The 13,528-nt window shown below is 71.9% G+C and carries 16 protein-coding genes, 1 tRNA gene and 1 riboswitch; of the genes, 11 read left to right on the plus strand and 6 right to left on the minus strand.

Translation table 11 applies throughout. From position 1 onward, the window contains the following. Positions 1–61 precede the first annotated feature (61 nt). From ACFYWG_RS11635 to rdgB, 4 genes are all read left to right on the plus strand, one after another. Positions 62–295, plus strand: a complete 234-nt coding sequence (locus tag ACFYWG_RS11635; RefSeq protein ID WP_279552360.1) for a PTS glucose/sucrose transporter subunit IIB — start codon at positions 62–64, stop codon at positions 293–295. Between the two features lie 102 nt (positions 296–397). After that, positions 398–1,135 carry a ribonuclease PH gene (rph, locus tag ACFYWG_RS11640; RefSeq protein ID WP_383499469.1) on the plus strand — a complete coding sequence of 246 codons (738 nt, stop codon included), beginning with the start codon at positions 398–400 and terminating at the stop codon, positions 1,133–1,135. A 142-nt stretch (positions 1,136–1,277) separates the two neighbouring features. Further along, positions 1,278–1,676, plus strand: coding sequence for a hypothetical protein (locus ACFYWG_RS11645; RefSeq protein ID WP_383499466.1), 399 nt, complete (start codon positions 1,278–1,280; stop codon positions 1,674–1,676). A gap of 128 nt (positions 1,677–1,804) precedes the next feature. After that, positions 1,805–2,407, plus strand: coding sequence for an RdgB/HAM1 family non-canonical purine NTP pyrophosphatase (gene rdgB, locus ACFYWG_RS11650; RefSeq protein ID WP_389200888.1), 603 nt, complete (start codon positions 1,805–1,807; stop codon positions 2,405–2,407). 43 nt (positions 2,408–2,450) lie between these two features. Here the strand turns inward: rdgB and ACFYWG_RS11655 are convergent. From ACFYWG_RS11655 to bcp, 4 genes are all read right to left on the minus strand, one after another. After that, positions 2,451–2,525: transfer RNA gene (locus ACFYWG_RS11655), tRNA-Leu, on the minus strand. Positions 2,526–2,540: 15 nt separating this feature from the next. Further along, on the minus strand, positions 2,541–3,035 hold the full coding sequence (locus ACFYWG_RS11660; protein ID WP_389200890.1) for an HNH endonuclease: 495 nt from the start codon (positions 3,033–3,035) through the stop codon (positions 2,541–2,543). Then, positions 3,032–3,694: an HNH endonuclease signature motif containing protein gene (locus tag ACFYWG_RS11665; RefSeq protein ID WP_389200892.1), complete on the minus strand. Its 663-nt coding sequence runs from the start codon at positions 3,692–3,694 to the stop codon at positions 3,032–3,034. The genes ACFYWG_RS11660 and ACFYWG_RS11665 overlap by 4 nt, the downstream gene beginning before the upstream one ends. 162 nt (positions 3,695–3,856) lie before the next feature. Further along, complete coding sequence (bcp, locus tag ACFYWG_RS11670) at positions 3,857–4,324, minus strand: thioredoxin-dependent thiol peroxidase (protein WP_383499454.1); 468 nt, start codon at positions 4,322–4,324, stop codon at positions 3,857–3,859. 95 nt (positions 4,325–4,419) lie between these two features. On the opposite strand from bcp, the gene ACFYWG_RS11675 reads away from it, so the two are divergent. The 3 genes from ACFYWG_RS11675 (at position 4,420) to ACFYWG_RS11685 (ending at position 5,632) form a co-directional block, all read left to right on the plus strand. Further along, positions 4,420–4,749 carry a DUF3618 domain-containing protein gene (locus ACFYWG_RS11675; protein WP_383499451.1) on the plus strand — a complete coding sequence of 110 codons (330 nt, stop codon included), beginning with the start codon at positions 4,420–4,422 and terminating at the stop codon, positions 4,747–4,749. Between the two features lie 44 nt (positions 4,750–4,793). Next, on the plus strand, positions 4,794–5,150 hold the full coding sequence (locus ACFYWG_RS11680) for a co-chaperone GroES (RefSeq protein ID WP_333933571.1): 357 nt from the start codon (positions 4,794–4,796) through the stop codon (positions 5,148–5,150). Positions 5,151–5,207: 57 nt separating this feature from the next. After that, a riboswitch (guanidine-III (ykkC-III) riboswitch) is annotated at positions 5,208–5,277 on the plus strand. A gap of 34 nt (positions 5,278–5,311) precedes the next feature. Then, positions 5,312–5,632, plus strand: coding sequence for a DMT family transporter (locus ACFYWG_RS11685; protein WP_389200895.1), 321 nt, complete (start codon positions 5,312–5,314; stop codon positions 5,630–5,632). An 81-nt stretch (positions 5,633–5,713) separates the two neighbouring features. Here the strand turns inward: ACFYWG_RS11685 and ACFYWG_RS11690 are convergent, their stop codons facing one another. Beyond that, a complete protein-coding gene (locus ACFYWG_RS11690) occupies positions 5,714–8,101 on the minus strand; it encodes a transglycosylase domain-containing protein (protein WP_389200897.1) in 2,388 nt (795 codons plus the stop codon). Positions 8,102–8,574: 473 nt separating this feature from the next. On the opposite strand from ACFYWG_RS11690, the gene ACFYWG_RS11695 reads away from it, so the two are divergent. From ACFYWG_RS11695 to ACFYWG_RS11710, 4 genes are read left to right on the plus strand one after another with little or no spacing between them, the layout of a single operon-like run. Next, the gene (locus tag ACFYWG_RS11695; protein WP_383499506.1) at positions 8,575–9,375 is read left to right on the plus strand and encodes an ABC transporter permease; all 801 of its coding nucleotides are present in this window, start codon (positions 8,575–8,577) and stop codon (positions 9,373–9,375) included. Beyond that, positions 9,368–10,189 carry an ABC transporter permease gene (locus tag ACFYWG_RS11700; RefSeq protein WP_389200899.1) on the plus strand — a complete coding sequence of 274 codons (822 nt, stop codon included), beginning with the start codon at positions 9,368–9,370 and terminating at the stop codon, positions 10,187–10,189. The genes ACFYWG_RS11695 and ACFYWG_RS11700 overlap by 8 nt, the downstream gene beginning before the upstream one ends. 1 nt (position 10,190) lies before the next feature. Then, complete coding sequence (locus ACFYWG_RS11705; RefSeq protein ID WP_389200901.1) at positions 10,191–11,198, plus strand: ATP-binding cassette domain-containing protein; 1,008 nt, start codon at positions 10,191–10,193, stop codon at positions 11,196–11,198. Between the two features lie 33 nt (positions 11,199–11,231). Further along, complete coding sequence (locus tag ACFYWG_RS11710) at positions 11,232–11,957, plus strand: DUF1707 domain-containing protein (RefSeq protein ID WP_383499439.1); 726 nt, start codon at positions 11,232–11,234, stop codon at positions 11,955–11,957. A 120-nt stretch (positions 11,958–12,077) separates the two neighbouring features. Here ACFYWG_RS11710 and ACFYWG_RS11715 read toward each other — a convergent pair whose 3' ends face one another. Next, positions 12,078–13,412 (minus strand): SGNH/GDSL hydrolase family protein, encoded by a 1,335-nt coding sequence (locus ACFYWG_RS11715; protein ID WP_389200903.1) that lies wholly within the window; start codon positions 13,410–13,412, stop codon positions 12,078–12,080. Positions 13,413–13,528: the final 116 nt, after the last annotated feature.

Genomic DNA, 13,528 nt, shown 5'->3' on the forward strand with positions numbered 1-13,528 from the left:
CGCGAAGATGGGCCAACTGTGGGTTACTGCGACAAAGCGGTTCGGATCAGGGAGAACGAAGATGGCCAGCAAGGCTGAGAAGATCGTTGCCGGGCTCGGCGGCATCGACAACATCGAGGAAGTCGAAGGCTGCATCACGCGCCTGCGCACCGAGGTCGTGGACCCCGCCAAGGTCGACGAGACCGCCCTGAAGGCCGCCGGAGCCCACGGCGTCGTCAAGATGGGCAGCGCCATCCAGGTCGTCATCGGCACCGACGCCGACCCCATCGCGGCGGAGATCGAAGACATGATGTGACCCCCGGGCACCGCCCCGGGCGCTCGGCCCCACGGCCGCACCCAAGAGGCCCCTCCCCCCGCGGGAGGGGCCTCTTCCGCTCCTCCGGATAGGCTCAGCCGCATGTCTCGAATCGACGGCCGCACCCCCCAGCAGCTCCGCCCCATCACCATCGAGCGCGGCTGGAGCAAGCACGCCGAAGGCTCCGTCCTCGTCTCCTTCGGCGACACCAAGGTCTTCTGCACCGCCTCCGTCACCGAAGGCGTCCCCCGCTGGCGCAAGGGCAGCGGCGAAGGCTGGGTCACCGCCGAGTACTCCATGCTGCCCCGCGCCACCAACACCCGCGGCGACCGCGAATCCGTCCGCGGCAAGATCGGCGGCCGCACCCACGAGATCAGCCGCCTCATCGGCCGCTCCCTGCGCGCCGTCATCGACTACAAGGCCCTCGGCGAGAACACCATCGTCCTCGACTGCGACGTCCTCCAGGCCGACGGCGGCACCCGCACCGCCGCCATCACCGGCGCCTACGTCGCCCTCGCCGACGCCGTCGCCTGGGCCCAGCGCAAGAAACTCGTCAAGGCCGGCCGCCAGCCCCTCACCGGCACCGTCTCCGCCGTCTCCGTCGGCATCGTCGGCGGCGTCCCCCTCCTCGACCTCTGCTACGAGGAGGACGTCAAGGCCGACACCGACATGAACGTCGTCTGCACCGGCGACGGCCGCTTCGTCGAGGTCCAGGGCACCGCCGAGGCCGAACCCTTCGCCCGCGAGGAACTCAACGCCCTCCTCGACCTCGCCGTCACCGGCTGCACCGAACTCGCCGCACACCAGCGCACCGCGCTCGACGCACTGCTCGAAAAGTAAAGGACGCGCCAAGAACGGTGCTCGGCCCGGGCAACCGCGCCGAGCACACACGCGTCTGAAGGAGTACGGGCGCACGGCTCAACCCTGTGCGCCCGGCCAGCCACCGGGCCCGACCGGCCCGTCGAACGAGAGGGACCGTTCCATGGCCGCGAGCCGCCGACGCCGCACCGCAGCCGTCGCCGCCACCCTGGCGGCCGTCGCGCTGACCGCCGGACTCACCACCGGCTGCGCCGCCGTCGACAAGGCACTGGACTGCGTCCAGACCGCCGACGCCATCGCCGACAGCGTCACGGACCTCCAGCAGGCGGTCGACAACGCGGCGAACGACCCGACGCAGGTCGACGAGTCCATCCAGTCCATCGGCGACAACCTCAACAAGATCGGCGACAAGACGGACAACGCCGACCTGGACAAGGCGACCGAGGACATGCGCAAGGCTCTGATCGAGCTCCAAGGGGCCGTCGAGAACGGCGACGAGACGCCCGACATCAGCCCGGTGACAGACGCGGCGGGCGAGTTGACGAAGGTCTGCACGCCGTAGCGCTGCGCCGGCCGGACAGGGCTTCCCGTCTGCCGGGTTGAGCGGGTGGCCGAGTGCGGGTCGGCCGTGGTTGATTGCGCAGTTCCCCGCGCCCCTTGCGGGGCGCGCCCCCGGCCATACTGGGGGCCATGACCCGCCTGATCCTCGCCACCCGCAACGCCGGAAAGATCACCGAACTTCGCGCCATCCTCGCCGAAGCCGGACTGCCCCACGACCTCGTCGGCGCCGACGCCTACCCCGACATCCCCGACGTCAAGGAAACCGGCGTCACCTTCGCCGAGAACGCGCTGCTCAAGGCCCACGCCCTGGCCCGGGCCACCGGCCTGCCGGCCGTCGCCGACGACTCGGGCCTGTGCGTCGACGTCCTCAACGGCGCCCCCGGCATCTTCTCCGCCCGCTGGTCCGGCCGCCACGGCGACGACAAGGCCAACCTCGACCTGCTCCTCGCGCAGCTGTCGGACATCGCCGACGAGCACCGCCGGGCGCACTTCGCGTGCGCCGCGGCCCTGGCCCTGCCCGACGGCACGGAGCGGGTGGTCGAGGGCCGGCTGCGCGGCGTGCTCCGCCACGAACCGGCGGGCTCGGGCGGCTTCGGCTACGACCCGATCCTCCAGCCGGACGGCGAGAACCGCACCTGCGCGGAACTGACCCCCCAGGAGAAGAACGCGATCAGCCACCGGGGCAAGGCGTTCCGGGCACTGGTACCGGCGATCCGCGAACTGGTGGGCTGACACATGGCGAAGGGCGCCCACTCCTGTGGTGCGCCCTTCCGAGTGGGCCCGGTGGGACTCGAACCCACGACACACCGGACCTAAACCGGCGCCCTCTTGCCAGCTGGGGTACGGGCCCACAGCCGTGCCCACTCTACTGGGCCTCGCTGACCGCGCGGCGGCCACCTCGGCACCACGTCCTGGTGATCGCGTGGCAATTCGGGCACAGCAAGCGCAGGTTGTCCCGCCGGTCGTCGCTCCAGTCCCCGTTGATGTGATCCACCTCGAGCGTCATGGGCTTGCCGAGCCACTCGGGACCGGTGCCACACCGCGCACACACCTCCGGGACGCCGACGGCGCGAAGGGCGCGGCGCAGCAGTGACGTCCCGGTTCGCTGCCGACCCTCGTGCCGGACCAGAATCTGCTCGGGACGCTTCACCGGGACCGTTCCCGGCCTGCCCCGGTTGTGTGCCTGCCCCAGGAAGTGCGTCGTGTCGAGACGCTCCTGGGCGATCCAACGACGCAGCATCGTCCGCTGCCCGCCGTTGTCCGGCCGGCTCAGACGGCGCAGCACCTCGGCGAGGGAGGCGGACTCGGCAACCGCGGTCCGCAACTGTTCAGGAGTGGGACGGGCCCGTCGTCCGCTCATGACGGACGCCCTTGCGTGCGCCGGGCGCCCCGACCTCGGTATCTGTCGGTCGTCGCGTGGCAGTTGGGGCACAGGAACCGGACGTTGTCGATCCTGTTGTTCCGCCAGTCGCCGTCGACGTGGTCGACCTCAAGGGAGAGCGGTTCCCCCAGCCAGAGGCCCCCGGTGCCGCACAAGGCGCAGCGCTCCTCGACCCCCAGCTCCCGCATGGCCCTCCTCAGGCGGGCGCTCGGAACGCGACGGGCGTGCGGCGACGTGTCCTCGACGAGGATCTCCGCCGCGGTGCGGCGGCGCTGGTTGTACCTCATTCTCTCCGTGCGGACCGCGGGCACGAAGTGCGAGGTGTCGATGCCGTACGCCTTGATGCGGCGGCTGATGTGCGTGTGGTGTCCGCCGACGACGTCCAGCCCCAGCGTCCGCAGCACCTCGCACGTGTTCGTCGAAGCGGCGACCGCCCGTTCGAGGACCTCCTTCGTCCACTTCACACCCTCCCGCTCGAAGTGCGACACGTCCACGCCGAGCTTCTTCATGCGCTCGAACACGTACCGCCGCGTCGAACTCCGCGGATCCACCCCCATCCGCACCAGCGCCTCCGACAGCGTCCGTGCATCCCGGGCCGCCCGTTCCAGCCGCTCCCGGGTGTACGCACTCGTCCCCATCCCTCGCCCTCCCCGCTCGACCACCCGTTCGTGGTCTCGTACGGAGTAACGAACCGTCCGCCGGGCGGTCACGTGCGGAAAGCGGAGCGGCCCGTACCGGGGGTCGCCGGGACGGGCCGCTCTCGGGTGGGCGGGGGGGGGGTGGGGTGTCGGATCAGAGGGTCAGATCGAGAGGTCCTTGATGATCTTCGCTACGTGGCCCGTCGCCTTGACGTTGTACAGGGCCCGTTCGACCTTGCCCTCCTCGTCCACGATCACCGTGGAGCGGATGACGCCGACGACCGTCTTGCCGTACAGCTTCTTCTCGCCGAACGCGCCGTACGCCTCCAGCACCTTCTTGTCCGGGTCCGCGAGCAGCGTGACCTCGAGGGACTCCTTGTCACGGAACTTCGCCAGCTTCTCCGGCTTGTCGGGGGAGATGCCGATGACGTCGTAGCCCGCGCCGGCCAGCAGCTCCAGGTTGTCCGTGAAGTCGCAGGCCTGCTTCGTGCAGCCGGGGGTGAGGGCGGCCGGGTAGAAGTAGACGATGACCTTGCGGCCCTTGTGGTCCGACAGGGACACCTCGGTGCCGTCGGCGTCGGGGAGGGTGAAGGCGGGGGCCACGTCCCCCGGCTGGAGTCGCTCGCTCATCGGACCAGGGTAACCGGGGGTCCTGACGATGCGCCGAGCCGTGGAGCTGACAGACTGTCCGGCACAGGCTTCATACCGACTTCGGAGGCGACACGGTGGCGGACACGGCGGACACCAGGACCCCGGCGCAGATCGAGGCGGACATCAGGCGCCGCCGCGCGACCCTGGCCGAGACGCTCGACGAGATCGGGGTGCGGGTGCACCCGAAGACGATCGTCGGGGATGCCAAGGCCAGGGTCGCGTCGAACATCGACCACACCCTCGGACGGGCCTACGTGGGGGTCAACAAGGCCGTCACGGACGTGCGGTCCCGCTTCGTGGACGAGGACGGGGCGCCGCGCCTGGAGCGGGTCGTGCCCGTCGCGCTCGTCGTCGTGGGTGTGGTGGGGCTGCTCGCACTGGGTACACGGCGTCGCAAGGGCTGACCCGACTGCCGACCCGGGCCGGGAGGACAGGTAGGTTTCAGGGCGTGAGCGCCAACAGAAACGAGCACAGCACCCATCCGGACAAGCTGCCCATCCGGATGCTGCACGACCGCGTACTCGTGCGGCAGGAGACCGGCGAGGGCGAGCGGCGTTCCGGTGGCGGCATCCTGATTCCCGCCACGGCGGCGGTCGGCCGGCGGCTGGCCTGGGCCGAGGTCGTCGCGGTGGGGCAGAACGTACGGACGGTGGAGCCGGGTGACCGGGTCCTGTTCGACCCGGAGGACCGGGCCGAGGTGGAGGTGCGGGGCATCGCGTACGTGCTGATGCGCGAGCGCGACCTGCACGCCGTGGCCGCGGACCGGTTCGAGGGGTCGGAGGACTCCACGGGCCTGTACCTGTAGGCCCGCCGGCAGGAGCGTGAAGGGGCCGGTGACCGGGGTCACCGGCCCCTTCGGCGTGCGTTTGCTAGCGTGGAGTGACCCCCCGACGAGACGCGCCGTACCGGGACCAAGGCAAAGACGACGCACCGACATCGTCAGCCCGTTTCCGGAAGGTGCCCGTCATGGCCTGGGTTCTGCTCGTCGTCGCCGGTCTGCTCGAGGTGGGGTGGTCCGTCGGCATGAAGTACACCGACGGCTTCACCCGTCCGGTGCCGAGTGTGCTCACCGGCGCCGGGATCGTCGCCAGCATGCTGCTGCTGTCGCAGGCGGCCAAGACCCTGCCCATCGGTACCGCCTACGGCGTGTGGGTGGGGATCGGCGCGGCAGGGGCGGCGGTGTTCGGCATGGTGGTGCTGGGGGAGCCGGCGTCCGCCGCCCGGATCTTCTTCGTCTGTCTGCTGCTGGTCGCCGTGGTGGGCCTGAAGGCGACCTCGGGTCACTGACCCGTCCGCACGGCTTCGTGACCCGTCCCGCGAGAAGGGCCCTGATCGGGCGAGCAGGGCCCTGACCCGTCCTCTCCGCGTCTACTCGCGGCGGGCGGTCTGCGGGACCACGCCCCAGCCGGGGCCGGTCGGGCCGCCGGTGGCGCCGCCGTCCGCCGGGTCGCCGCCGCCGGTCGCGCCGCCGTCGGTGGTGCCGGTGTCGCCTCCGGTCGCCCCGCCGTCGCCGGTGCCGCCGTCCGTGGTGCCGCCGCCGGTGGGGGACTCGCCGCCGGTGGTGCCGTCGGTCTGGCCCTGGTTCTGCCCCTGGGGCGCGCTCGGGCTCTGCTCGGGCTTCTGGCTGCTGTCGTCCTCGCCGCCGGTGGTGCCGCTCTCGTCGGTGTCGCCGGTGGCCGGGTCGGAGGGGGCGGTGGTGCGGGGGATGTCGGTGACGTCGGAGCCGGGCTGGAGGTCGAGGTCGAAGGCCTTGACCGGCTTGCCCTTGAGGGCGTCGCGGGTGAACTGGGCCCAGATCTCGGCGGGCGGTCCGCCGCCGTTGATGCGGGGCAGGCCGAGGGCGCCGTACAGCGGCTTCTGGGCGGCGGTGACGGGGTCCTGGCCCATGACGGAGACGACCACGGCGAGGTCGGGGGTGTAGCCGGCGAACCAGGCGGCCTTGTCGTTCTCGGCGGTGCCGGTCTTGCCGGCGACGGGGCGGCCGGTGGCCTGGGCGGCGGAGGCCGTGCCGTTCTGGACGACGCTCTGCAGGACCTTGGTGGTGGTGTCGGCGGCCTCGCGGCTGACGGCCTGGCGGGTGCGCCGGTCGGGCAGGTCGACCGGGGCGCCTCCGCGGGTGACCTTCTCGACGAGGGTGTAGGTGCCGTGGCGGCCGTGGTTGGCGAGGGTCGCGTAGGCCTCGGCCATGTCCAGGACGCTGGCGGTGGCCGTGCCGAGCGCGATGGCGGGGCCGTCGGCGAGGTCGGGGGTGGTCTCGGGGATGCCGAGGTCGATGGCGGTCTGCTTGACCTTCTGGGGGCCGACGTCGGCGGCCAGCTGCGCGTACACCGAGTTGACGGACTTGTCGGTCGCCTCGGTGACGGTGATGTCGCCGTAGGAGACCTGGTCCTCGTTCTCGGGGGCGTACGGCTGGCCGGTCCAGCCCTGGACGGGGCGCCGGTTGGTGCCGTCGTAGACGGTGTTGGGGGTGATCGTGCGGCCGTCCTGCGTCCGGGAGTCGTTCTCGACGGCGGCGGTGAAGACGAAGGGCTTGAAGGTGGAGCCGACCTGGAAGTCCCGGCGGGTGGCGTTGGGGGTGTACTGCTTGACGTAGTCGATGCCGTTGTACATCGCCACGACCTTGCCGGTCTTGGGGTCGACGGCGGCGCCGCCGGCGCGCACGTACCGGTCGACCTTGTTGCGCTTCTTGTCCAGCTTGTCCATCAGCTTGTCGTTGACGGCCTTGACGAAGGCGTCCTGCTTGGGCTTCTGCAGGGTGGTCGTGATGCGGTAGCCGCCGGCGTCGAGCCGGGACTCGTCGACGATCTTGTTCTGGACGAGGTGGTCCTTGACGATCCGGACGATGTAGCCGCGCTGCCCGGACATGCTGGTGGACAGGGTGGACTCCTTCGGCACCGGGAACTTCATGCCGGTGCGCTCGGACTCGCCGAGCCAGCCCTTCTTGACCATGCCGTCCAGTACGTAGTTCCAGCGGGACTCGGCGGCCTTGCGGTTCTCGGGGTGGGCGACGACGTCGTACTGGCTGGGGGCGTTGACGAGCGCGGCGAGGTAGGCGGCGCGGGCGGGGTCGAGGTCCTTGGCGTCCATGCCGTAGTAGGCCTGGGCGGCGGCCTGGATGCCGTAGGCGTTGCGGCCGAAGAAGCTGGTGTTGAGGTAGCCCTCGAGGATGTGGTCCTTGCTGACCTCGCGGTCCAGCTTGATCGCGATGAAGAACTCCTTGGCCTTGCGCGTGACCGTCTGCTCCTGGCGCAGGTAGTAGTTCTTCACGTACTGCTGGGTGATGGTGGAGCCGGACTGCTTGCCCTTGCCGAGGGCGGTGTTCCAGGCGGCGCGGACCATGGCCTTGGGGTCGACGGCGGACTCGGTGTAGAAGTCGCGGTCCTCGGCGGCCAGGATGGCGTGCTGGGCGTCCTTGGAGATCTGCGCGAGGGTGACGTTCTCCCGGTTGACCTCGCCGTCGCGGGCGATGACGGAGCCGTCCGCGTAGAGGTAGACGTTGGCCTGCTGGGTGGCGAGCGCGTTGGCCGGGGGGATCTTCACCAGCGAGTAGCCCAGGAAGAACGCGCCGACGAGCAGCAGGGCCGTGACGAGGAAGGCTCCCAGGGTCATGCGCCAGGTCGGGATCAGCCGGCGCCATCCGGTCCGCTTGCGCTTGCCGGCGGCCTGGCCCTCGGGCGCGCCCGGGTCGCCGCCGGCGTCCGCCTGCGGCTCTCGCGGTGCCCAGCCCTGACTCGGCTGCTGAGGCTCGTCACTCATGTCGTGCACGGACTCCTGTTTCGCGTCGTACGTCGTTCCGTACGTCTCTGCTCGCTCTTGTGCCCCGGTGATGAAGACTGTCGCATCCGGCGATCAGTTCCCTGATCGAGGGCCGTGTCGTGGGCGGTTGGCCGGTCCGGCGGTGCACGGGCGGACGCGCAGGCGGGTGGAGGGTGGCTCCGCCGCCCGGTACGCCTGTTCGTCACCGTCCTGCTCGCGCGGGGTCGCCCGAAGGGGGCAGGGCCGACGGCGGGACGGGTCGTGCGCCCCGCTCCGGCCGGCACCGCCGCCGTGCTGCTCGGCCCGGCCGCGGGGCGCCCCGGCCGAGGCGGACGTGTCGGATCGTACCGTCTGGCCCGGCGGGGCCCGTCGCGCGCGCCCGGTGCCGCGGCGAAATCCCGTGGCGGGCGCGGTGTGCGGGCCGTTAGGCTCCTGCGCTTCGGTGCCGGGCGGCGGCGAGGAGGGCGGTGGACGTGGGCTCGTGGCGGTTGTACGCGGCCGTCGCGGCGGGGGGCTTCCGGCGGTACGCGACCTACCGGGCGGCCACGCTGGCGGGGGTGTTCACCAACACGGTCTTCGGCGTCGTCCTCGTGCACACCTACCTCGCGCTGTGGGAGGAGAGGCCGCACCTCGGCGGGTACGACCAGGCCCAGGCGGTGACCTATGTGTGGCTCGGGCAGTGCCTGTACGCGACGCTCGCGATCCAGGGCGGCGGGGCGGAGAAGGATCTGATGGAGCGGATCCGCACGGGTGAGATCGCCGTCGACCTGTACCGTCCGGCCGATCTGCAGCTGTGGTGGATGGCCGGTGACCTGGGCCGGGCGCTGTTCCAGATGCTGGGGCGGGGGGTGGTGCCGTTCCTGTTCGGCGCGTTGTTCTTCCCGATGGCGCTGCCCGCGGACGTGGGCCGCTGGGCGGCGTTCGCGGTGACGCTGCTGCTGGCGGCGGTGGTCAGTTTCGCGATCCGTCATCTGGCGGCGCTGAGCGTGTTCTGGCTGATGGACGGCATGGGGGTCAGCCAGGTGCTGGCGGTGACGGGCATCTTCTTCTCGGGCATGGTGCTGCCGCTGAACGCCTTCCCGGGGGTGCTCGGCGAGGTGGTGGGGGTGCTGCCGTGGGCGGCGCAGATCCAGATGCCGGCCGATGTGCTGATGGGGGAGAGGGGTGCGCTCGGGGCGCTCGGGTTCCAGGCGGGCTGGGCGGTGGTGCTGCTGGCGGCGGGCCGTGCGGTGCAGTCGGCGGCGACGCGGCGGGTGGTGGTGCAGGGTGGGTGAGCGCGGTGCCCTGCGGGAGGGGGTGCGGGCCTACCGGCTGATCGCGGGGATGTGGGTGCGCTCCAGCATGACCTACCGCGCGTCGTTCGCGGTCACGCTGTGCGGCAACCTCGTGCTGACGGGGCTGGACTTCGTGGGGATCCTGCTGATGTTCTCGCAGGTGGACTCGCTGGGCGGCTGGTCGCTGCCGGAGGTGGCGTTCCTGTACGGGCTGTCGGTGACGGCGTTCGGCGTCGCGGATCTGGCGCTGGGGTCGACGGACGTGCTGGGTGCCCGGATGCGCGACGGCTCCTTCGACACGCTGCTGGTGCGGCCCGCGCCGGTGCTGGCGCAGGTCGGCGCCGACCGGTTCGCGCTGCGCCGGCTGGGCCGGATCACGCAGGGGGCGGTGGTGCTGGGCTGGGCGCTGGTGTCGGTGGACGTCGACTGGAGCCCGGGGAAGGTGCTGCTGGTGCCGGTGACGGTGGTCAGCGGGGCGGTGATCTTCTCGTCGGTGTTCGTGGCGGGCGCGGCGTTCCAGATCTTCGCGCAGGACGCCGCCGAGGTGCAGAACGCGTTCACCTACGGCGGGACGACGCTGCTGCAGTACCCGCCCGGTGTGTTCGGGAAGGACCTGGTGCGGGGGGTGACCTTCGTGCTGCCGCTGGCCTTCGTCAACTGGGTGCCGGCCGCCCATGTGCTGGGCCGGCCGTATCCGGTGGGGCTGCCGCAGTGGACGGCGTACGCCTCGCCGCCGGTGGCCCTGGCCTGCTCCGTCCTGGCCGGGCTGGCCTGGCGGACGGGGCTTCGTTCGTACCGCAGTACAGGGAGCTGAGTTGACCGGGTCGGACCGTGACTTCATCGAACTCGACGGTGTGGAGAAGGTCTTCGAGGTGCGCCGCAGGACGGGGTTCCTGAAGCGTGAGCGGCGGCTGGTGCGGGCCGTCGACTCGATCTCCTTCCGGGTGCGCCGGGGCGAGATGGTCGGCTACATCGGCCCCAACGGTGCCGGGAAGTCGACCACGATCAAGATGCTGACGGGCATCCTGACGCCCAGCGCGGGCCGGCTGCGGGTGGCCGGGATCGACCCGTCGGCGGAGCGGACGCGGCTCGCGCACCGCATCGGGGTGGTGTTCGGGCAGCGCACCACGCTGTGGTGGGACCTGCCCCTGGTCGACTCCTACCGGCTGATGCGGCGCATGTACCGCATCCCCGGCGCCCGTTACCGCGAGAACCTCGACCGCCTGGTCGAACTCCTGGACCTGTCCGGCCTGCTGGAGGTGCCGGTGCGGCAACTCAGCCTGGGGCAGCGGATGCGCGGCGACATCGTGGCGGCGCTGCTGCACGACCCGGAGGTGCTGTACCTGGACGAGCCGACCATCGGCCTGGACGTCGTCTCCAAGGCGAAGGTGCGCGCGTTCCTGCGGGAGGTGAACGCCGAGCACGGTACGACGGTGCTGCTGACCACCCATGATCTGCAGGACATCGAGCAGTTGTGCAAGCGGGTGATGGTCATCGACCACGGGCGCCTGATGTACGACGGGGCGCTCGCCGGGCTGCACTCGGTGGGGGAGAGCGAGCGGACGCTGGTGGTGGACCTGGAGCGGGAACTGCCGCCGATCGAGGTGCCGGCGCCCGCGCGGGTGGTGCGGGTGGACGGGCCGCGCCAGTGGCTGGCGTTCCCCGCCTCGGAGTCGGCGGCCCCGCTGGTGGCGCGGATCGCGGCGCGCCACCCGCTGGTGGACCTGTCGGTGCGGGAGCCGGACATCGAGGCGGTGATCGCCAAGCTGCTGCGGTCGCCGGGGCGGGCCCCCGAACCGCCGGCGGAGCGTGCGACCGCATAGTGCCCGGCGCGGTCGGCTCGTAGGCTGCTGGGTATGACCGACGACGCAGTGCCGGACCTCCGTGCCTCCGACGCCGACCGCGAGCGGGTCGCCGACATTTTGCGGGACGCCCTCGCCGAGGGCCGCCTGGACATGGGGGAGTTCGAGGAGCGGCTGGACGCGACCTACCGGGCACGGACGTACGGCGAACTGGCACCGATCACCCGGGATCTGCCGGCCGAGGGTGTCACGGCGCCGGCGGTGTCGCTGCACAAGGAGCCGGCCGCCGGGCCCGGCTGGCGGGGGCGGATCGTCGGCGGCGAGGGCTCCTCGACGTGGGCGGTGGCCGTGATGTCCGGCTTCCAGCGCAAGGGCCGCTGGACGGTGCCCCGCCGGTTCACCTGCTTCGCCTTCTGGGGCGGCGGTGAGATCGACCTGCGCGAGGCGAACTTCGCCGACCGCGAGGTCGAGATCAACGCGATCGCGGTCATGGGCGGCGTGGACGTCATCGTCCCGCCCGGGGTGGAGGTCGTGGTGCGCGGCATCGGCATCATGGGCGGCTTCGACCACCGCGAGGAGGGCGTGCCGGGGGAGCCGGGGGCGCCGCGGGTGATCGTGACGGGGTTCGCCTTCTGGGGCGGTGTCGGGGTGCAGCGCAAGCTCACCCGGGCGGAGAAGCTGCGGATCCGTGAGGAGCGGCGGCGCGAGAAGCTGGAGCGCAAGGAGGGCGGCCGTGAGCTGGACCCCTCCCGGCGCCGGGACTCCCACTGGGAGCACTGAGCCGCTGAGCGGGGTCCGGCGCCGCTCGCGGTCTCGGCCCGGGCGCCGGGCGAGAGGCTGCGGGCCGGTCTCCGCGGGGGTGAGCGCCCGCCCGGGAAGCGGGGCAGGCGCTCGGCGGACCTACAGCTTCGCGGGCGCGGAGCCCTTCAGCGTCCGCAGGTCGAAGGAGTGCGCCATCCGCGCGTAGCCCTGGTCGCTGGGGTGAAGGTGGTCGCCCGAGTCGTACACCGCCCGCAGCCGGCGCGGGTCGTACGGGTCGCGCAGCGCCTGGTCGAAGTCGGCCACGGCGTCGAAGACGCGGCCGGCCCGGATCTCGGCGTTGATGCTCTGCCGCACCGCCTCGCGGGCCGGTGTGTAGCCGCGGTGGCCGTGGAACGGCATCAAGGTGGCGCCGACGACCTTCACGCCCCGGGCGTGGGCCCGGTCGACCAGCGTGCGCAGGCCGCCCAGGATCGCCTGCGGGTCGGCGAGGCGGGGGTTGCGCAGGATGTCGTTGACGCCGAGGTCGACGACGACGACCTTCACGTTGGTCCGCTCCAGCACGTCGCGCTGGAAGCGGTTCAGACCGCTGGGGTTGTCCGCCGGGCGGCCGAGGCCGTCGGCGAGGACCTGGTTGCCGCTGATGCCCTGGTTGACGACGCTGTAGCGGGGCACGTCCCGCCCGGCCGCGATCTCCTCGCGCAGCCGGTCCGACAGCACGTCGGTCCAGCGGCTGTTGGCGCCGACGGTGGAGGTGACGCCGTCCGTGAGGGAGTCGCCGAGGGCGACGACCGTGCCGTCGGACTCGTTGCCGAGGACGTCCAGCGCGGTCAGGTAGCGCCAGGAGCCGGTCCGCTCGGTGTAGGGCGCGCCGGTGGCGTCGAGGGTGTGGTCGCCCGGGGCGGCGTAGGAGATCTGCCGGGCGTGCCGGTGGTGGGTCACCGGGCCGGAGGCGGCCGGGGTGTAGGTGGTGACCAGGACGTCGCTGTCGGCGGGGACGGTGAGGCGCACGGCGTCGCTGAGCACCTGCCGGCCGGGCGGGATGACGACCGCCGGGCCGCCGTTGAAGGTCAGCCGCCGCATGGTGTCGCCGATCGCCGAGGGCGTGCCGCTGCCGGCGGCGAGGGCGATCGAGGCCTGGGTGATGTTCAGCGGCGACTGGCCGTAGAGATTGGACAGCGTCACGCGGGCACTCGTACCACCGACGCTGGTGTGGACGACGTTGCGCACGGAACGGTCCGCCATGCCGGTCACCTCGGTGCCCGGTTCGGCCGCGGAGGGGGAGGCGGACCAGGTGCCGACCCAGGTGCCGGCGGAGGCGGGTGCGGCGGAGTTGTGGGGGGCGCGGCCGTCGCCGAGGGCGCTGCGGCCGCGGGTGCCGTCGTTCGACGCCGCGCCGACGTACAGGGCGGCGGAAAGGGCCATGATCGCTGCGACGACGACGGCCAAGAGGGCGTAACCACGTCCTCGGGTCATGCTGTGTAGTTCTCCTCGGGCGATGGGAGCCCAAGGCTCCGATCTGATGTGCCCATGATGCGTCATGGGCCGGGGGAAGCTCACAGGGCCCCGTGGCGAAGCCCCCTTCCGACAGA

Source organism: Streptomyces sp. NPDC003456, from assembly GCF_042878735.1.
Lineage (GTDB): Bacteria > Actinomycetota > Actinomycetes > Streptomycetales > Streptomycetaceae > Streptomyces.